Here is a 19,169-nt window from a genome sequence, read left to right on the forward strand (position 1 = left end):
TGCATGGAGCGCTTAAGCGCACCGCGAGGGTCGGTATTAACCGACCGACCCTTCAAGCGAGATCGAGATCAGCTTCTGCGCTTCCACCGCGAATTCCATCGGCAGCTGCTGCAGCACGTCCTTGACGAAGCCGTTGACGACGAGGCCGACCGCCTCCTCCTGCGAAAGACCGCGCTGGATGCAGTAGAACAGCACGTCCTCGGAGATCTTTGAGGTCGTCGCTTCGTGCTCGAACGTCGCCGAGGAGTTCTTGGCCTCGATGTACGGCACGGTGTGCGCGCCGCACTTATCGCCGATCAGCAGCGAGTCGCAGGCGGTGAAGTTGCGCGCGCCGGTCGCTTTCCGGTGCGCGGTGACGAGGCCGCGATAGGTGTTCTGCGACTTGCCGGCCGCGATGCCCTTGGAGATGATGCGGCTCGACGTGTTCTTGCCGAGATGAATCATCTTGGTGCCCGAATCGACCTGCTGGAAGCCGTTCGAGATCGCGATCGAGTAGAACTCGCCGCTCGAATTGTCACCGCGGAGAATGCAGCTCGGATATTTCCAGGTGATCGCCGAACCCGTTTCGACCTGGGTCCAGGAGATCTTCGAACGGTTGCCGCGACAGTCGCCACGCTTGGTGACGAAATTGTAGATGCCGCCCTTGCCTTCCGAATTGCCGGGGTACCAGTTCTGCACCGTCGAATATTTGATCTCGGCGTCGTCATGCGCGACCAGCTCGACCACGGCGGCATGCAGCTGGTTCTCGTCGCGCTGCGGCGCGGTGCAGCCTTCGAGATAGGAAACGTAGGAGCCCTTGTCGGCGATGATCAGCGTGCGCTCGAACTGGCCGGTGTTGCGCTCGTTGATGCGGAAATAGGTCGACAGCTCCATCGGGCAGCGCACGCCCGGCGGCACGTAGACGAACGAGCCGTCGGAGAACACCGCCGAGTTCAGTGTCGCGTAGAAATTGTCCGAGGTCGGAACCACGGAGCCGAGATATTTCTGCACCAATTCAGGGTGCTCGCGGATCGCTTCCGAGATCGGCATGAATATCACGCCGGCCTTCTTCAGCTCCGCCTTGAAGGTGGTCGCAACCGAGACCGAATCGAAGACCGCGTCGACCGCGATCTTGCGCCGGGCGGGATCTTCTTCGCCGGGCTTGGGCTCGACGCCTTCGAGCATGGCGACTTCCCGCAGGGGAATGCCGAGTTTCTCGTAGGTCTTCAGGATCTCCGGATCGATCTCGTCCAGCGAGGTGACCGTCTTCTTCGGCTTCGGCGCCGCGTAGTAGTAGAGGTCCTGGAAGTCGATCTTGGGATAATCGACGCGCGCCCAGGTCGGCTCGGTCATGGTCAGCCAGCGCCGATAGGCCTCGAGCCGCCACTGGAGCATCCAGTCCGGTTCATTCTTTTTCTGCGAGATGAATTTTACGATCTCTTCCGAGAGCCCCTTGGGCGCCTTCTCGGAGTCGATCAGGGTCTCAAACCCATAACGATACTGGTCGACGTCGATGCGCTTCACGCGCTCGACCGTCTCTTGTACGGCTGGCATTCCATCCTCCGCTCGCGGTTTCAAGGACCGCGGTGGATCAAACTCGAACGATTATTACGGTGTCTATTACGATGTTTTTTGGCGGAAAGCACCTGCTTAGAACCGTTCAAGCCGTGTTTCATCGCTTAGCTCTTAAGTAGGGTATTACCGAGCTTTCGCCAAGCCTCTAACGCCCTATTGATGTCATCGAGTTCCGTGGACCAGCCCAGACTGAGACGCACCGCTCCCTGGGCCACGGCGGGATCGTACCCCATGGCCGACAGCACATGGGACGGCTGGACCTTGCCCGAGGAACAGGCCGAACCCGAGGAGACTGCGATGCCTTCGAGGTCGAAGCCGATCACGGCGGTCTCAGCCTTGAGGCGGGGTGCCGTGAAAAGAACGGTATTTGGCAACCGCCGGACCTCGTCCGCGAAGATCGTTGCGCCGGCGATTCCTCGGATGCCATTTTCCAAGCGGTTTCTGAGGGTTGCCATCTGCTCCGCATCTTCCGAAAGAGCCTGAAGCGCGGCCTTCACCGCTGCGCCAAAGCCGGCGATTCCGGCAATATTCTCGGTTCCCGCGCGCCGGTTCAGCTCCTGGCCGCCTCCCCGCAGCAACGGATCCAATCCTGTCAGTCCCTCCGCCATAGCCAGTGCGCCGACGCCCTTGGGGCCGCCGACCTTATGTGCAGAAAAAGTCGCAAGATCCGCGCCCATATCTTCGATTTGGAACGGGATTTTGCCAAGCGCCTGGATTGCATCGACGTGCAGGAGGCCGCCGGCCTCATGGACGATCCGGGCGACGTCCGCGACCGGCTGGAGCGCGCCGGTTTCGTTGTTGGCGGCCATGACGGAAACCAGTGCCGGAGGGCCGTCACCGAGCAGGCTCCTGAGATGGTCGAGGTCAACGACACCGGAACGCATCACCGGGATCAGACCGATCTTGTCCGCCGCGAACCGGCCACCGGTCAGCACCGAAGCGTGCTCGACGGCCGAGACCAGCAGCCGCTCGACCGCCGGGCCGCCGGACGACCGCCGCAGACCAGGCGACAGCGCCAGCGCGTTGGCTTCCGTTCCAGCGGAGGTGAAGACGACGTTCCGCGGCAGCGCCCCTACCGCTCCTGCCAGCGTGGCACGGGCCTCCTCGACCAGCCGTCGCGCCTCCCGTCCCTCGGCATGGACCGATGACGGATTGCCGACCAGGTCCCAGGCGGCGAGCATTGCGCGTCGCGCTTCCGCGCGCAGCGGCGTGGTCGCATTCCAGTCGAGATAAACGCGGTTCCGCATGTAGTATTATATTACCTTGCTTGGGAAACCTGGCCCGTGGGGCCCATCCAGCCCGACATGGCGCCCCGACACGCGCTTGGCAACGGGATTCCATATCCGCGGCAGCTGATGACGCGACCATGACACGCTAACATCTTGAGCCCATTGAGTGATGTTCAAGATGCTTGCTTTTTGACCCTCAGCCTATGTTAGAACCCGCACCGTCAAGTCACCGCGCGCCTTCAGCGCATCACCGCAAGGCGCGCCTTCTCACCCTTCATTCGCGCTTCCGTCGGTACCTGCCGATGAGGCCACAATCGGTTGATTGCCGCGGATCGTCTCTCCAGCAAATCAATCAAGAGATCATCGATGCCTGAAGTTATTTTCACTGGCCCTGCCGGCCGTCTCGAAGGCCGCTATCATCCGGCCAAGCAGAAGAACGCGCCGATCGCGATGATCCTGCATCCGCATCCGCAGTTTCACGGCACGATGAATCATCAGATCGTGTACCAGTGCTACTATGCGTTCGCGCATCGTGGCTTCTCGGTGCTGCGCTTCAATTTCCGCGGCGTCGGCCGTAGCCAGGGCTCGTTCGACCACGGCACCGGCGAATTGTCGGACGCCGCCGCAGCCCTCGACTGGGCGCAGACCATCAACCCCGAAGCACGCGCCTGCTGGGTCGCCGGATTCTCCTTCGGTGCCTGGATCGGCATGCAGCTCCTGATGCGCCGCCCCGAGGTGGAAGGCTTCATCTCGATCGCGCCGCCGGCCAATCTCTACGACTTCTCATTCCTTGCGCCCTGCCCGTCGTCGGGCCTGATCGTGCATGGCGAGAAGGACGCGGTGGTGCCGCCGAAGGACGTCAACACGCTGGTCGAGAAGCTGAAGACGCAGAAGGGCATCGTGATCGACCAGCAGGTCATCCCCGGCGCCAACCATTTCTTCGACGCCAAGCTCGAACCGCTGATGGAAACCATCACGGCGTATCTCGACATGCGGCTCGCGAACGTTCGCTAAGACCTTGCAGCCCGGATGGAGCGAAGCGAAATCCGGGACTCTCCATCCGCGGACACAAAGCCCCGGATTGCGCTTCGCTCCATCCGGGCTACGGGCCAAAGCTCGCAGCTCAAGCCAGCTTGAGCGCGGCGATCCCCATCAAGACGAGCGCGATGCCCGCAAGCTTCATCGCGCTCAAAGTCTCGCCGAACAGCACCACGCCCATCACGAACGTTCCGGCCGCGCCGATGCCGGTCCACACCGAATAGGCGACACCAACTTCCAGCACTTTGAGCGCGCGCCCGAGCAGGAAGACAAAGGCTGCGAGCAGCACCAGCGAAGCAACACTCCATCCCACCCGCGTGTAGCCTTCCGCGTACTTCATGGTGATCGCCCAGCCGACATCGAGCGCGCCGGCGATCACCAGCATCAGCCAGGCCATGGACTGTGACATCGGCTCGCCTCAGGCGGCGAGCTTGAGCAGATGCGCGTCGTGCCGCACCAGGAAAGCCCGCAGCGATTGCGGATAGTCCGCGCCGACCGCGGTGCGTACGCTCGGACGCTTCGCCAGCTCCGCACGCCACGCCCGCACCTTCGGCAGATCGCTGAAGATGCCGAGCTCGGTCAGTTCGTCGAACACATCGAAATAGCGGAAGACGGGAGCGAACACCGCATCGACCAGGCTGAACGCATCGCCTGCGAAATACGGGCCCGCGCCAAGCGCTGCCTCGACACGCGCGAATTTTGCGACGAGCGCCTGGCGCTTGGTTTCGAAGGTCGCCGGATCCGTCGTCGTCTCCAGTCCCCAGAGATCGCCGAGGATCGCCGAGCCGAACTCCATCCAGGCGCGGTGCTCGGCACGCTTCAGCGCATCCGCCGGATGCAGCTTCGCGCCCCCTTGCGTCTCCTCGATATATTCACAGATCACGTTGCTCTCGAACAGCGCGACCTCGCCACTATCGGTCGTCACCACCAGCACCGGTACCTTGCCGAGCGGCGACAGTTTTAGAAACCAGTCGGGCTTGTTGGCGAGATCGATGTCGATCCGCTCGAATGGTACGCCCTTCTCCTTGAGGGCGATCACGGCGCGCTGCACATAGGGGCAGAGCTTGTGGCTGATCAGTTTCAGTGAAGCGGGCGTCTCAAGTGCGGTCGTCATGGCAATGATCCCGGCGATTGATGCAACTACATCCAATATAGATGCAGTTGCATGCATTCGTCAAGTTCAATGCATCTGCATTGATCGCCCGACCTCAGGGCCGCGCGATGACCCCGCCCGTCATCGGCATCGGCACCCCCGTGGTGGTCGGATAGGACAATGGCAGGCCCTTCAGCCCACGCGCAGCGAGGAAGCCGAAGGCCTGGGCTTCGATGGCGTCGGAGGCCCAGCCGAGCGTCTCGGCGGCCTCGACGGTCGCCGATCCCACCCGCTCCCGGAGCGTCCGCAGCATGGTGAGGTTGCGAGCGCCGCCGCCGCAGACGATCCAGCTCCGCGGTCGCCGCGGCAACAACGGGATGATGCGGGTGATCGCCGTCGCGGTGAAGGCGGTCAGGGTCGCAGCACCGTCCGCCGGCGCCACGTCGCCGAGCCTCAAGGCGGCGAAATCGTTGCGGTCGAGCGATTTCGGCGGAGGCAGCGCAAAGAACGGCAGCTCCAGCGCGCGAGCGATCCAGGCCTCATCGGCCTTCCCGAGTGCTGCGAACTTTCCTTCCGCATCGAACGCCTGGTTCATGGTGCGGTACATGAAATCGTCCAGCAGCGCGTTGCCCGGGCCGGTATCGCAGGCGATCAGCGTGTCGTTGCCGTCGATATAGGTGATGTTGGAGACGCCGCCGATATTGACCACCACGATCGGCCCCTCGCGATCCAGCGAGTTGGCGAGCGCGCGGTGGTAGACCGGTACGAAGGGCGCCCCTTGCCCGCCCGCCTCGACATCGGCGGCACGGAAATCATGCATCACGGGGATATGGATCGCTTTCGCCAGCGCCGGAGCGTCACCGATCTGCACCGTCAGCCGACGTTCGGGGCGATGCAGCACAGTCTGGCCGTGGAAGCCGACGATGTCGACATCCTCGGGCTTCAGGCGGTTCTGGGCGAAGAAGGCGGCAACCGCCTCGGCATGGGCCCGTGTCACCGCGCGCTCGGCCTCGGCCAGGATCCCTGGCCGGGCGTCACGTTGCGGCAGGTGCACAGCCTCGGAGAGCGCCTGGCGCAGCAGATTGCGCTCCGCAGGGCTATAGGCGCGGTAGCCGGACGGCCCGAATGCCTTCACCTGTTTTCCATCGGTTTCGATCAGCGCGACATCCACCCCGTCCAGCGAGGTGCCGCTCATCAAACCGAGTGCCGTCAACATCATGGATCAGCGTCCTCAAGAGACCCCCTCCGGCATGCCGATCTTGTGCCAAAGGGACACATCTTATAATGCCACAGCGCCAAGCGGCGGGCAGCAATTGGGTTCCCACGGAAGACCCTTAAATTGCTCCCGAAACAGTAAACCAAGAATTGTCAGGCACGCCGACAGATGACTGCATTTAAATCGGATTTCCTCAATATCCTGCAGGAACGTGGCTTCATCCACCAGTGCTCCGATTTCGAGGGGCTGGACGCGCTCGCCGCCAAGGGCGAAGCGACCGCTTATGTCGGCTACGATTGCACCGCCCGCTCGCTGCATATCGGCAATTACCTCACCATGATGATGCTGCACTGGCTGCAACAGTCCGGCAACAAGCCGATCACGCTGATGGGCGGCGGCACCACCATGGTGGGCGATCCCTCCGGCAAGGACGAGACGCGCGCGATGCGCACCGTCGCCGAGATCGAGGCCAACAAGGAATCGATCCGCGGCGTGTTCGCGAAAGTGCTGCGCTACGGCAGCGGCGCGAGCGACGCCGTCATGCTCGACAATGCGGAGTGGCTGACCAAGCTGAACTGGATCGAGATGCTGCGCGACGTCGGCCGGCACTTCTCGGTCAACCGCATGCTGACGATGGACTCCGTCCGGCTGCGCCTCGAGCGCGAGCAGGAGATGAGCTTCATCGAGTTCAACTACATGGTCTGCCAGGCCTACGACTTCGTCGAGCTCGCCAAGCGCACCGGCTGCAAATTGCAGATGGGCGGCTCGGACCAGTGGGGCAACATCATCATGGGCGTCGATCTCGGCCGCCGCATGGGCACCCACCAGCTGTTCGCGCTGACGACGCCGCTGCTGACGACGGCGTCCGGCGCCAAGATGGGCAAGACCGCGCAAGGCGCGGTCTGGCTCAACGCCGACGCGTTCTCGCCCTATGATTTCTGGCAGTACTGGCGCAACACGGAGGATGCCGACGTCGGCAAATTCCTGAAGCTGTTCACGACGCTGCCGATGGCTGAGATCAAGAAGCTCGAAGCGCTCGGCGGCTCGGAGATCAACGAGGCCAAGAAGGTGCTCGCCACTGAAGCGACCGCGCTGCTGCATGGCCGCGAGGCCGCGAACGAGGCGGCGGAGACCGCGCGCCGCACCTTCGAGGAAGGCGCGCTGGCCGAAACCCTGCCGACGGTGGAAATTCCGCGGGGTGAGATCGACGCCGGCCTCGGCGTGCTCAACGCCTTCGTCAAGGCGGGCCTCGTTGCATCCAACGGCGAAGCCCGGCGCCAGATCAAGGGCGGCGGCCTTCGCGTCAACGACGAGCCGGTCACTGACGAAAAGATGGCACTGTCGGCAAGCAATCTGACGCCGGAAGGCGTGATCAAGCTGTCCTTCGGCAAGAAGAAGCACGTCCTCCTTAAGCCTGCATAGGCGTATGAGCTTTTCGCTGCTTGTCAGGGCGCACGGATGCGCGCTCCCTGACGGGCAATGGATCAGAACACGCCCAGGGAGAACGTCGGGAGCGATCAGCGGGACGCTGTTCGCACCGCGCTCGTCGTGCTCGCTCTGTGCTTCACGCTGGCCGTGCTCGGCCGCGGGCTTGGCGACAGCTTTACGGTGTTCCTGAAACCGATTTCGGAAAGTTTTGGCTGGGACCGCGCGCAGATCGTCTCGGTCTATTCACTGACCTGGCTCGCGAGCGGTCTCACCGCGCCCTTCGTCGGACGCCTGTTCGACCATTCCGGACCACGCATCGTGTATGCGCTCGGGCTGCTGCTGCTGGGCGCGGCATTCCTGGTCGCGGCCCACGCGCAACATCTCTGGCAGTTCCAACTCTCGATCGGACTCTGCGTCGGTATCGGCGTTGCCTTCATCGGCATCGTGCCGAACTCGATCCTGCTCGGCCGCTGGTTCGGGCCCCGTCTGCCGACTGCAATGTCGGTGGTGTATTCGGCGATGGGCGGCGGCGTGCTGGCGCTGCTGCCGGCCTCGCAGCTTCTGATCGATCACATCGGCTGGCGTGACACCTACCAGCTGTTCGGCTTTACGGCACTTGGCCTGTTGCTCCCGCTGATGCTGCTGCCGTGGCGACTGTTCGCCGCGGGCTCGCCGCATGTCGTGAAGAGGACCGACCCTGACTTCGTTGACAATGGCTGGACCCTGCTCCGTGCCATGCGCCATCACGCCTTCTGGGCGCTGTTCTGGACCTTCTTCTTCACTGCCGTCGGCATGTACTCGATTGCCGCGCAGATCGTGGCCTATCTGATCGACGCCGGCTTTCCGCCGCTGCAGGCTGCGACCGCCTGGGGTTTCTCCGGCGTCGTGCTTGTGTTCGGCATGCTCGGCGTGTCCGCGCTCGACGGCCTGATCGGGCGCCGGCCGTCGGTGCTGCTGAGCTACGCGATCTCGATCCTCGGCATCGTCCTGCTCTGGCTGTTGCAGTATTCTCCGAACATCCTGCTGCTCACCGGTTTCGTCGTCTGCTTCGGCAGCATGATGGGCTCGCGCGGTCCGCTGATCAGCGCCACGGCGATGAGGATTTTCCAGGGCAAGCGGGTCGGCACCATCTACGGCACTATCTCGATCGGCAGTGGCCTCGGCTCGGCGTTCGGCTCCTGGAGCGGCGGCCTGATCCATGACGCGACGCACGGCTACAACGCGCTGCTCGCCTTCGCACTTGCGAGCGTCGTGCTCGGGATGATCCCGTTCCTGATCGTGCCCGCCTTGCGGCGGTAGGTCTCCTGGAGGTAACTTGCGCGCATCCGCGTCACCGGCAAATTACGGATGGGCGCGACGCGGAACACGCGCGAAAAGTGCGGTCGCACGCGGCTGAAATCCTGGCCTGCGGTGTTTTATCCGACATGACGAAAATGTCAGGACGAATCGGGTGTGCATGGCTTGCGAGGCGGTACCGAATGCGGTCCAAGTCACAGCATTGGATGGAGGGCACAAACCAATGAACTTTCCCTATCTCGTTCGCTTTCAACCGGTTCTCTTGAGCCTGTTTCGCTTCGTCACCGGCCTGTTGCTGTTCCAGTACGGCGTCGCCAAGCTGTTCAAGTTTCCGGTGCTGCCGTACTTCGCGAACATCCCGCCGCTGATCTACGCGGCAGGTACGCTTGAGCTCGTGCTTGGCGCGCTCCTGATGCTCGGCCTGTTCACCCGCCTCACGGCTTTCATCCTGTCGGGAGAAATGGCCTTCGCTTACTTCATGGGCCACATGCTCAAGGGCGAAACACCGGTGTTCCTGCCGCTGCTCAACGGCGGCACCTCCGCGATCCTGTTCTGCTTCGCCTGCCTCTATCTCTCGGCAGCCGGCGGCGGCTCGGTCAGCGTCGATGCAGTGATGGGCAAGGACAGCGACGCAGCGGGCGAAGCCTACGCGCGGCGCTGACGCGCTCACGGGTTGACCTGAAAGCAAGACGGCACCGGCGGATCTGCCGGTGCCGACTCAGCGCGCCCCCAGCACGTTCCAGATCAGAACGAGGGCCGCCACGAGCAGCACGGCCATGACGATGCGGTGAACGAATCGCTTCATTGCCGCTCCGGCCGGGCTCGGTCACCACCAAATTCCGACATCGTCTGTCTCGGCGACCTGACGCGCCCCGCGCCGGCGAGGCGCGTTTCCGCCTGCGTGCTTGCGCATCCGGCTGCGGACGCTGCGCGCGCGGCAGCACGTCGCACGCGTCCATTCATGATTGGTAAGAACTTCATGCTACCGACGCGAGCAATAACAACCATTTCTTTCGAGGCCGCGATGAAGCTGATGAGTCATCTCAAGATCCGGACCAAGCTCGCCAGCATGGTCTGTCTTTCGGCTCTCACAGTCACGGCCATCATCGGCGTATCGTCCGTCCTCAGCAAGAGCCGCATGATGGAGGACCGGGTCCAGCAGATGCGGACCGCGGTAGAGCTGCTCTACAACTACGCGCAATCGCTTCAGGAAGAGGTTGCCGCCGGCAAGCTGACGCCGGCCGACGCCAAGGCCCAGTTCCACCAGCGTGGCCGCCGCATGAACTTCAACGGCAACCAGGGCTATCCCGTTGTCTACAACCCCGACACCTCCATCCTGGTGAACGGCGCCAACCAGCAGCTGGAAGGCAAGATCACTGGGGCCAAGGACTCCAACGGCGTCCTGATCGCCGACGCCATCATCAAGGCCGGCGGCGAGACCGTACAGGGCGGAGTGACCTCCTATCTCTACCCCCGCCCCGGCCAGACCGAGCCCGTGCGCAAGACCGTCTTCGCGCGCAAATTCGCGCCCTGGAATGCGACCATCAGCTACGGTCTCTATGTCGACGACATCGACGCCGACGTGCGCGCCTTGACGCTGGAGCTGGCCGCGATCGGCATCGGCCTGATGCTGCTGATGGCGACGCTGTCCTGGCTGATCGCCCGCGACGTGCTCGGCGCGCTCGACCGCCAGAAGAACCGCATGCAGGAGATATCGGAAGGCGCCATCGACAAGCCGGTCGAGGAGACCGACCGCGGCGACGAGATCGGCCGCATGGCCGAGACGCTCGAAGTGCTCAGGCAGACCGCGCTGACGGCGCGGAACCTGGAAGCCGAGCAGGTCGCCACCAAGACTCGCAGCGAGCAGGAGAAGCGCGACGCCCTGATCGCCCTCGCCGATCGCTTCGATGCCTCCGTCGGTCAGCTCGTCGGCCTGATGGCCTCCGGCTCCGGCGAGCTCGAGACCACCGCCAAGTCGATGTCATCCACGGCTGAGGGCACCAACCGCCGCGCCGCCGTGGTCGGCACGGCCGCCACCGAAGCCAGCCAGCGCGTCCAGACCGTCGCGGCTGCCGCCGAAGAGCTCTCCTCCTCCATCACCGAGATCAGCCGCCAGGTCGCCCAGTCCGCGGAAGTCACGGGACGCGCGGTCGACAGCGCGCGCCGCACCGACACCATCGTGCGCGCGCTCTCGGACGGTGCCCAGCAGATCGAGCATGTCGCCGAGCTGATCTCCAGCATCGCCGCGCAGACCAACCTCCTCGCGCTCAACGCCACCATCGAGGCCGCGCGCGCCGGTGAAGCCGGCCGCGGCTTTGCCGTCGTCGCTTCCGAGGTGAAGTCGCTGGCGAGCCAGACCGCGGAAGCCACCCGCGAGATCGGCGACAAGATCGCGCAGATCCAGGGCGCAACCAAGGAGGCCGTGGACGCCATCGGCGGCATCACCGCCACCATCGAGGAGGTCAGCCGCATCGCCACCTCGATCGGTGCTGCCATCGAGGAGCAAGGCGCCGCCACCGCCGAGATCGCCCGCAGCGTGTCGCAGACCGCGGAGGCGACCCAGGAAGTCACCACCAATATCGGCGGCGTCTCTACCGCCGCGAACGAGACCGGCAATGCCGCCGGCATGGTGCTCGCCGCCGCCTCGAACCTCTCCAAGCAGGCCGAGCAGCTCTCCGGCGAAGTCGGGACATTCCTCGCAGGCGTGCGCGCGGCTTAGGCGGCCGACAACACTCCAAGCGATCTCCGTCATGCCCGGGCTTGTCCCGGGCATCGACGTTCTTGGTGTCGGTGAGGCGTGGATGGCCGGGACAGTGTTTAGCCCGGCCATGATGTCGGAGACAGCCGCCCCCTACTGCCGCCGCGTCAGGCTGCAGCCGCTCGAGAGCTGGCGCGTCGAGCCGGTCGAACCGTCGTTCGACTGCGAGGGGAATTCTTCGAACGGCGAGTTCTGCTTGCCGGTGTTGAACTCGAAGATCTTGCGGAACAGGCCGGGGGCCATCGCCGAGATCGGATTGACGCGCATCACGGGCGCAGCCGGCGTGCCGACGACCTCATAGGTCACGCCGATCAGCCCTTCATTGTTGCCGCCGCCGAGGAAGATGCCGAACAACGGGATCTGGCCGAAGATGTTGTTGACGCCATACATCGGCACGAAGGTGCCGCTCATGCAGACCTGGTTGCCGGGATAGTCGATCGAGCCCTCGATGGTGGCGCCGATCATGGGACCCTTGACCACGCCGTCACGGACCGTGAGCGCGCCATTCTGCCGCGTGAACTCGGCGCGGAGCGCACTGAACGAGACGCCGTTGCCGGTGCCGTTTGGCGCGCCGGCGGCAACGCGTTCGAGCTGGGCCTCGCCCTTCACCGTGAAGTCGCGGACGTTGATGAGGCCCTCGCGCGAGGTGTTCGGCTCGGATGTCGGCGGCTCCATCGCCACCACCATCTGGCCGCCGACCGCCTTGGTATAGGTGTCGGTGAAGCGCAGCAGCGCGCCGGCATCGTTGGTCTGGAGGTATATCACCTCGCGGTTGCCCTGCGCACGGCCGCCGCGCAGGTCAGCCGCCACCGGCGTGTCTTTGCCGACCTTGCCGCTCAGCGTGAACGCCTTGATGGCACCATTGCGTTTCGACATCTTGGCATCGACGCTGCGCATCGCCTCGCCGTTGAAACCCGCGACGGCACCGAGCTTCACGTCGATGTCGAAGTCGACGTTCTTCATCTTGTTCTTGTCGTCCTTGGAATTGCCGGAGATCGCCGACTTCAGGAAGCCGCGACCGTCAAACACATCGCCGCGCATCGTGCCCTTGATGACGCCATCCTGGCTGCGCTCCACCTTCAGCGACGCCTTGTCGCCATCGGACGGCGAATAGGTCGGGAAGTTCGCGCTCATGAGATCGCCGTTCGCATCGACCTCAACCGAGCCCTTGATCGAGGCGCCACCGCCTTCGATCACGATGTCTTCCAGACGCGTCGATTGCGCGGTCGGCACGACCTTGAAGCTGGCCTTGCCCGACTTGCCCGGCAGCTTGACCCAGCCGGGCAGGATGTTGTCGAGCTTCACCGAGGTCAGGTCGGCCTCGACGCCGAGCTTCGTCGTCTGGTCGGGACCGCCCGCGATCTTGCCCGACAGCTTGATCGGCAACGATCCGCTGACGGCGGGGCTGAGATCGAATCCCAGGCGCGCCCGGCTCGCATCGTCCAGCGTCGCCTGCAACCTGACATCCGCGTCGCCCTCGGCCGGCTTGCGATAGTCGAGCGAGGCCGCCTGCCCGTTGATCTTGACGTCGCCCTTGACCTGATAGCCCGTGTTGCTCGCGACGATCTTGAGAGTGTTGGCCTCCAGCTTCTGGTTCATCACCAGCTTGTCGGCGGCAAAACCGTTGAGGTCGGCGGTGACGGCGTAGGTCGTGTCCGCCTTGGTCAGCTCGCCCTTGACCGGAAGGCCGAGCTGGATATTCGCCGTGAACGTCCCCTTGCTGGTGTTGGGATCGACGACTGTCGACGACAGATCACTCAGGCGATCATTCGAGAGCATCTCGGCCGCCGCGGGCACAGGTCCGTCGACGCGGAACCTGGTCCGCGACGGCGACGGCTTGGGCGCCATATCCGGCACCTCGAAGACGAAATCGGAAATCGTGACTTTGCGGCCGGCGGGCGTATCGGCGATGCCCTGCCCGATGGTCACGGTCGCGGTACGCCCGGTGACGCGCGCCTTCAGATCGGCATCGTGCACAACGGGCATGCCGTCCACGGGACGGACCGCGACGCCGCTCGCCACGATGTTGACCGAGAGGCCGTCGTCGGGAATGGGCGGGCCCTTGCGCGGAAGGTTCTTCGTCGGCGAATTGACGCCGATCTCGATGCGCTGGAGCGTACCGCGCTCGATCCGCTCGATCACCCATTCGCGCAACTCGGGAACGACCAGCGTCGGCCACATCCGCTTCAGCGCGGAGGCCGACATCGGCGTTCCCGCAAAGCCCAGCGTCAGCCGGGGCTCGCCGGAATAGTCGATCGCCCCCGTGCCGGCGACGCCGATCTCGCCATTGCTGATGTCGGCCTGCGTCAGCAAGAGGCGCTTGTGGTCGGTGTCGAAGCGGAAGCCGATCGCGATGCGGTTGAAGACGAGCGGCGGCTCGTTGTCGATGCCGCCGAGCAGGATCGAACCGCCGCTGAAGCCGAGTTGCCAGTCGTTGATGGTGCCGTTGGGCGGCTCGAGATGGGCCAGAAGCGTCAGGCGGTTCGCGCCCGACAGGATCTTGAACGGTGCCACCAGCACCCGCCGATTGGCGTCCCACTCGACGTTGATCTCGGCCTGGTCGATCGCCATCGGATAGTCTGGCGTGTCGGTGTCGATGATATTGCCGGCGCCGACCGCGAGCTTGCCGCGGAAGAAGGTCGGCACGCCATCGCGGCCGAGTTCGCCCTTGAGCTCGCCCGTCAGCGGCAGGTCGGCCGTGTAGGTGAGATCCTTGACCCGCAACGCCAACAGGATGTTGGAGGTCGAGACCTTGTCGGCCTTGATGTCGACCGAGCGCACACCGTTCTCGGCCGGCCCGATCGTGGCGCGCAGCATCCATGGGCGCGCGCCCTCTTCGCCCAGGCTGAGCGTGACGCCCCCGCGGCTCGGCCGGCGCAGGCTGAGCGTGATGTTCTCAAACGACCATTTGCTGCCGCGCTGCTGATCGTCGACGATCAGGTTGCCGTTCTTCAGACCGATCTCGTTGAGGTTCTGGCCGTCGAGGCCGGTCATGCTCAGACTGTCGAGCCAGTCGAGGCCCTGAAGGATGCCGCTCTGCGCCGTCGCCTGAGGCGGGCCTTGAGAGGCGGCTTGGGATGGATCCTGGCTCGCGGGCCCCGTGGCGAATGGCGGCGGCGGGACGCCGTTGCGCGGGAATGTCGGCGGCAGACCCGCGTCCTTCTTCGAGGCGACGCCGGTTGCCAGCGGCTTTGCGGTATCGCCGGCGGACACGGTGACGGTACCGTCGGGCGCGATGCGGATCGCGAGTTCGGCATCGACCAGATTGAGGCTCTCGGCGCGCAGGTGCCCCATCAAGAGGCCCGCACCCGATAGCTTCACTTCGGCCTTCGGCGCGCTGGCAACGATGGCGTGATCGCGATCGCGGACGATGATGTCTCGGATGCGGACGGCGATGCGAACCCGGCCGGCGCGCTCGATCTGTGTGCCTCCGATCTCGACCGTGTTGCCGTGACCGATATTGTCCTCGATCGCGGCCGCGAGCCATGGCGTTGCAATGTCGAGATTGATGGGGCCGGCACCGAGCCGCCACCACAGCGCGCCGAAGCAGCCGATGAAGATGACGGCGAGAGTCCCGACGACAAGGACGACACGCTTCAGCCAGCGATCGGCGGCCAGCCAGCGGCGCAACGCGCCAAAACCGTCACCGAAGCGATGAAAGCCCGAATTGGAACGCGACAACAGCCGGCGCGCGCGATGGCCCGCGGCCGCCTCCTGATCCGGATCCCAATCGGCGTCGTCCCATTCCTGCGGCTGTTGCTGAACGCCGCGCCGATCGAAATCCCGATTGTAATCCTGGGGCGACTTATTCCTTGCCATTGCCTCTCGATACAGGCGCCCGTCAAACGATTGAGCGCCGCCGGGACCGCAGCCGTCCGCGGGAAGCGAAGCTCCCTGCGCCGGCATTGCCGCCATACCTCGAATATTCCTGCTGTTCGTCATTTCGCCCCGGGAGCGCGTTCAACGAGCAGTGGGGTGGTGCGTGGAATTCCTTGTAACCATACTCCGGCGCCGCCAGACTTGCCCAGCCGAGGGCGCGATTCCGGCACACCGGACGAGAGCTGCAATACCGTTTCGGTTGACCCGCCGAAAGCGTCGAAAGGAAGGCGTATGTCCAAGAAATCCCGAACGAAATCGTCCAAAACGCCCTCCGGCAGTCCGACGGCTAAAAAGACGGCCCTGAAAACGCGGGCCTCTACTCCGACAAAGTCCGCGAAAACACAGCGGACACCGGCGACCAAATCAACCGGGACCTTAGCAAAAGCAGGATCACATACGGCCGCATCGAAACAGTTAAATTCCTCCAAATCGGCGTCCCCGCCCCCTAAGGCGAAGTCCGGCCTGGCCGAGGGCCACAAGGCCCCCGCCTTCCGCCTGCCCCGCGACGGCGGCGAGGTCGTCACATTGGCGGACTATGCCGGCCGAAAGCTCGTCCTGTTCTTCTACCCCCGCGCCGACACCCCGGGGTGCACCCGGGAGGCGATCGACTTCACCCGCCTCGCCGGTGCCTTCGCGGCTGCCGGTAACGCCGTGCTCGGCGTCTCCGCCGATCCGTTAAAGGCTCAGGAGAAGTTCCGCGACAAGCACAAGCTCGGTATCCCCCTGATCTCGGATGAGACGCACCAGATGCTGGAAGCCTACGGCGCCTGGGGCGAAAAATCCATGTATGGCAAGAGCTTCCTTGGGATTCTTCGCACCACGATACTGGTCGGGGCCGATGGCAAACTGGCCAGGATATGGCGCAATGTCCGGGTCGACGGTCATGCCGACGAGGTGCTGGAAGCGGCAAGAAGTCTTTAACCAGTCCTTTAAATTCGCGCGTTCCCATTTCCGGAAAATTAACCATGACCGGCCCAGATTGCTGCGGCAATTAGGCCGTACGGACTCATCCGACCGGCGCGGGAGTGCCGATGTCGAAAAGTTCTGCCCAATACTCGCAGTACGCCCAACATCATCCTCACGACCACGGACGCGCCTTCCAACGCCGTCCCGCCCTCGCGACAGCCACAGCGATTCCCCTTCCCGCGACCGACGACGCCTACACCATCGTCCATGCCGGCAAGCAGGTTCGCTTCGGGCCCGTGGTGTTCTGGATCGTGGTCGGCACGGTGGTGCTGCTCGGTCTCTGGTCGGCGGCAACCGCCACCTATTTCGCTTTCCGTGACGACGTCCTGACCCGGCTGATCGCCCGCCAGGCCGAGATGCAATACGCCTATGAGGACCGCATCGCCGAGCTGCGCGCCAAGGTCGACCGCACCACCAGCCGCCAGTTGCTCGACCAGGAACAGTTCGACCAGAAACTCGACCAGATCATGAAGCGCCAAACGGCGCTGGAGTCCCGGGCGACGGCGCTCGGGGCCATGCCTGACGTGACCGGCTCGATCCCCCGCGCGGCCCCGCAGCGCGGCGATTCGAGCCAGAGCACGCCAAAACCCTCGCCGATCAGCGACACCGTGATTTTCGTGGCGCCGCCGGACCGTGAGGCCCGCCTAGAATCGCGCGCACCCACCGTCGCAGCGCCCCCGACCAGCCAATTCGCCAAGAACCAGGGTTTCGACAACGTCCTGGTTCGGCTCACGACCTCGCTCGACCAAGTTGAACGGCGCCAGATGGCGGCGCTCAGCGCCGTCGAGGAAGGCATGGATTCACGCATGCGCCGGATGCGCGGCGTGGTCAGTGATCTCGGCCTCAATCTCGCCAATCTCGAATCCGCCGTGCCGCGCAGCGCGATGGGGGGGCCGTTCGTACCGGTCAAACTGACGGCCAATGCCGGTCCGTTCGAGAAGCAGCTTTATCGCATCAACACCACGCGCGCCGAGATGGACCGTCTCAACCGTACGCTGGCGCTGGTGCCCTACCGCAAGCCCGTCATCGGCGAGGTCGAGTTCACCTCCGGCTTCGGCGTCCGCAGCGATCCCTTCCTCGGCCGGCCCGCGATGCATACCGGGCTCGATTTCCGCGCTGCCACCGGCGATCCGGTTCGCGTCACCGCCAACGGCAAGGTGGTGTCCGCCGGATGGTCCGGCGGTTACGGCCGCATGATCGAGGTCGACCACGGTAATGGGCTCTCGACCCGTTACGGCCATCTCTCCGAGATCAACGTCAGGGTCGGCGAGACCGTGAAGATCGGCCAGGTCGTCGGTCTAGTCGGGTCGACCGGTCGCTCCACCGGTCCGCATCTGCACTACGAGACCCGCATCGAGGGCGAAGCGGTCGATCCGCAGAAGTTCCTGCGCGCCGGCGTGCGTCTCAGCGCGGGCTAAGCCCGCGACAAAAGGCGCCTGTGCATGATCACTGGCTGCGCTCGTGGCCGACCTCGCCGGTGATGACGTCGCCGAACAGCTCCCAGGCCTGCCCGTTGAAGCGCATCAGCTGCATCTGCTCGATCGGGAAATAATCGTCCGGTGAGGTGTTGACCATGATGCCCGGCAGCATCAGGTCGGTGTGGAAATCCTTCAGGTTGGCGGCCTGCTTCATGACGTTCTCACGCGTGAGATTGTCGCCGCACTGCTTGAGCACCTGCGCCATCGCCTCGGCCTGGACATAACCGTAGATGTTGTTGGAATTGGCCTTGTCGCCGTCGGGATAATATTTGTCCATGAATTCGCGCCATTTCACGACGGCTGGATCCTTGTCCCAGGTCGGATCGGTCGGGTCCTTCAGATAGACCGTCGAGATGATGTCCTTGGAATAGTCCAGCCCGGCGGGCTTGAGCACCGAGGCGACCGAAGTCGCGGTGTTGGCCAGGAAGAATTTCGGCTTCCAGCCGAGCTCGCCGACCTTCCGGATCGCCTGTGCCGATCCCTTCGGCGCGGCCCATGAGAAGAAGATGTCGGCACCGGAATCGTGCAGGGCCACGATCTGCGAGTCGATCGAGGGATCGCTGACCTCGTAGGACTTGTCGGCGATGATCATATTGGCCTTGTCGCCGAGCCCGTCCTTCAGGCCCTTGAACTGGTCCTTGCCGGCGTCGTCGTTCTGCCAGAACACCGCGATCTTGCTGCTCGGGAAATGATCGCGAATGTACTTGGCGTAGATCCGTCCCTCGCTCTGGTAGTTGGGCTGGAAGCCCATGGTCCACGGGAAGTTCTTGGGGTCGCCGAACTTGGTACCGCCGGAGGCGACGAACAGCTGCGGCACCTTCTTGGCGTTCATGTATTTCATGATCGCGGAATTCGAGGGCGTGCCGAGCGGCTGGAAGATCAGCAGCACCTCGTCGCTCTCGACCAGCTTGCGCGCCTGCTCGATCGCCTTCGGCGGCGAGTAGGCGTCGTCATAGCTGATGAAATTGATCTTGCGTCCGTTGATGCCGCCCTGATCGTTGATCATCTTGAAATAGGCAGCCTCGGTCTTGCCGATCACACCATAGGACGACGCCGGCCCGCTATAGGGCATGATGTTGCCGATCTTGATTTCGGTGTCGCTGGCGCCGGGGTCGTATTTTTTCTGCGCCGAGACCGGTGTCGTGATGAGCACTCCGGCAGCAAGCATGGCGAGGGCAGCAAGGTTTTTGCGACGACCCGGCATCGGTCTCTCCCCTGTTTTGTAGTCTTGTTT

The 19,169-nt window shown here is 64.1% G+C and carries 14 protein-coding genes; 7 read left to right on the plus strand and 7 right to left on the minus strand.

The features are described from left to right. Window positions 1–36: 36 nt before the first annotated feature. Window positions 37–1,533, minus strand: a complete 1,497-nt coding sequence (sufB, locus tag CV770_RS04545) for a Fe-S cluster assembly protein SufB (RefSeq protein ID WP_104461462.1) — start codon at window positions 1,531–1,533, stop codon at window positions 37–39. A 125-nt stretch (window positions 1,534–1,658) separates the two neighbouring features. After that, window positions 1,659–2,801 carry a cysteine desulfurase family protein gene (locus CV770_RS04550; RefSeq protein WP_104461463.1) on the minus strand — a complete coding sequence of 381 codons (1,143 nt, stop codon included), beginning with the start codon at window positions 2,799–2,801 and terminating at the stop codon, window positions 1,659–1,661. Window positions 2,802–3,149: 348 nt separating this feature from the next. On the opposite strand from CV770_RS04550, the gene CV770_RS04555 reads away from it, so the two are divergent. Continuing rightward, window positions 3,150–3,797 carry an alpha/beta hydrolase gene (locus CV770_RS04555; protein WP_014495555.1) on the plus strand — a complete coding sequence of 216 codons (648 nt, stop codon included), beginning with the start codon at window positions 3,150–3,152 and terminating at the stop codon, window positions 3,795–3,797. 109 nt (window positions 3,798–3,906) lie between these two features. Here the strand turns inward: CV770_RS04555 and CV770_RS04560 are convergent, their stop codons facing one another. From CV770_RS04560 to CV770_RS04570, 3 genes are all read right to left on the minus strand, one after another. Continuing rightward, complete coding sequence (locus CV770_RS04560; protein WP_091956854.1) at window positions 3,907–4,230, minus strand: DMT family transporter; 324 nt, start codon at window positions 4,228–4,230, stop codon at window positions 3,907–3,909. Window positions 4,231–4,239: 9 nt separating this feature from the next. After that, on the minus strand, window positions 4,240–4,935 hold the full coding sequence (locus tag CV770_RS04565; protein WP_104461464.1) for a glutathione S-transferase family protein: 696 nt from the start codon (window positions 4,933–4,935) through the stop codon (window positions 4,240–4,242). A gap of 94 nt (window positions 4,936–5,029) precedes the next feature. Next, on the minus strand, window positions 5,030–6,133 hold the full coding sequence (locus CV770_RS04570) for an anhydro-N-acetylmuramic acid kinase (protein WP_104461465.1): 1,104 nt from the start codon (window positions 6,131–6,133) through the stop codon (window positions 5,030–5,032). Between the two features lie 165 nt (window positions 6,134–6,298). Between CV770_RS04570 and tyrS the strand changes: the two genes are divergently transcribed. The 4 genes from tyrS to CV770_RS04590 all read left to right on the plus strand — a co-directional run bounded on the left by tyrS (window position 6,299) and on the right by CV770_RS04590 (window position 11,573). Then, the gene (gene tyrS / locus CV770_RS04575) at window positions 6,299–7,552 is read left to right on the plus strand and encodes a tyrosine--tRNA ligase (RefSeq protein WP_104461466.1); all 1,254 of its coding nucleotides are present in this window, start codon (window positions 6,299–6,301) and stop codon (window positions 7,550–7,552) included. A 57-nt stretch (window positions 7,553–7,609) separates the two neighbouring features. Then, window positions 7,610–8,857 carry an MFS transporter gene (locus CV770_RS04580; protein WP_104461467.1) on the plus strand — a complete coding sequence of 416 codons (1,248 nt, stop codon included), beginning with the start codon at window positions 7,610–7,612 and terminating at the stop codon, window positions 8,855–8,857. Window positions 8,858–9,077: 220 nt separating this feature from the next. Beyond that, window positions 9,078–9,515, plus strand: coding sequence for a DoxX family protein (locus CV770_RS04585; protein WP_104461468.1), 438 nt, complete (start codon window positions 9,078–9,080; stop codon window positions 9,513–9,515). Window positions 9,516–9,878: 363 nt separating this feature from the next. Next, window positions 9,879–11,573: a methyl-accepting chemotaxis protein gene (locus CV770_RS04590; RefSeq protein ID WP_104461469.1), complete on the plus strand. Its 1,695-nt coding sequence runs from the start codon at window positions 9,879–9,881 to the stop codon at window positions 11,571–11,573. A 132-nt stretch (window positions 11,574–11,705) separates the two neighbouring features. On the opposite strand, the gene CV770_RS04595 is transcribed toward CV770_RS04590, so the two are convergent. Next, window positions 11,706–15,518 carry a YhdP family protein gene (locus tag CV770_RS04595; protein WP_201759699.1) on the minus strand — a complete coding sequence of 1,271 codons (3,813 nt, stop codon included), beginning with the start codon at window positions 15,516–15,518 and terminating at the stop codon, window positions 11,706–11,708. Between the two features lie 204 nt (window positions 15,519–15,722). Between CV770_RS04595 and CV770_RS04600 the strand changes: the two genes are divergently transcribed. After that, window positions 15,723–16,412 (plus strand): peroxiredoxin family protein, encoded by a 690-nt coding sequence (locus CV770_RS04600; protein ID WP_104461471.1) that lies wholly within the window; start codon window positions 15,723–15,725, stop codon window positions 16,410–16,412. A 110-nt stretch (window positions 16,413–16,522) separates the two neighbouring features. Further along, window positions 16,523–17,875, plus strand: a complete 1,353-nt coding sequence (locus CV770_RS04605; RefSeq protein WP_201759697.1) for a M23 family metallopeptidase — start codon at window positions 16,523–16,525, stop codon at window positions 17,873–17,875. Between the two features lie 28 nt (window positions 17,876–17,903). Here CV770_RS04605 and CV770_RS04610 read toward each other — a convergent pair whose 3' ends face one another. Next, window positions 17,904–19,139 (minus strand): ABC transporter substrate-binding protein, encoded by a 1,236-nt coding sequence (locus tag CV770_RS04610; protein WP_104461473.1) that lies wholly within the window; start codon window positions 19,137–19,139, stop codon window positions 17,904–17,906. Window positions 19,140–19,169 lie beyond the last annotated feature (30 nt).

Source organism: Bradyrhizobium sp. AC87j1 (genome assembly GCF_002936975.1).
In the GTDB taxonomy this organism is placed as follows: domain Bacteria; phylum Pseudomonadota; class Alphaproteobacteria; order Rhizobiales; family Xanthobacteraceae; genus Bradyrhizobium; species Bradyrhizobium shewense.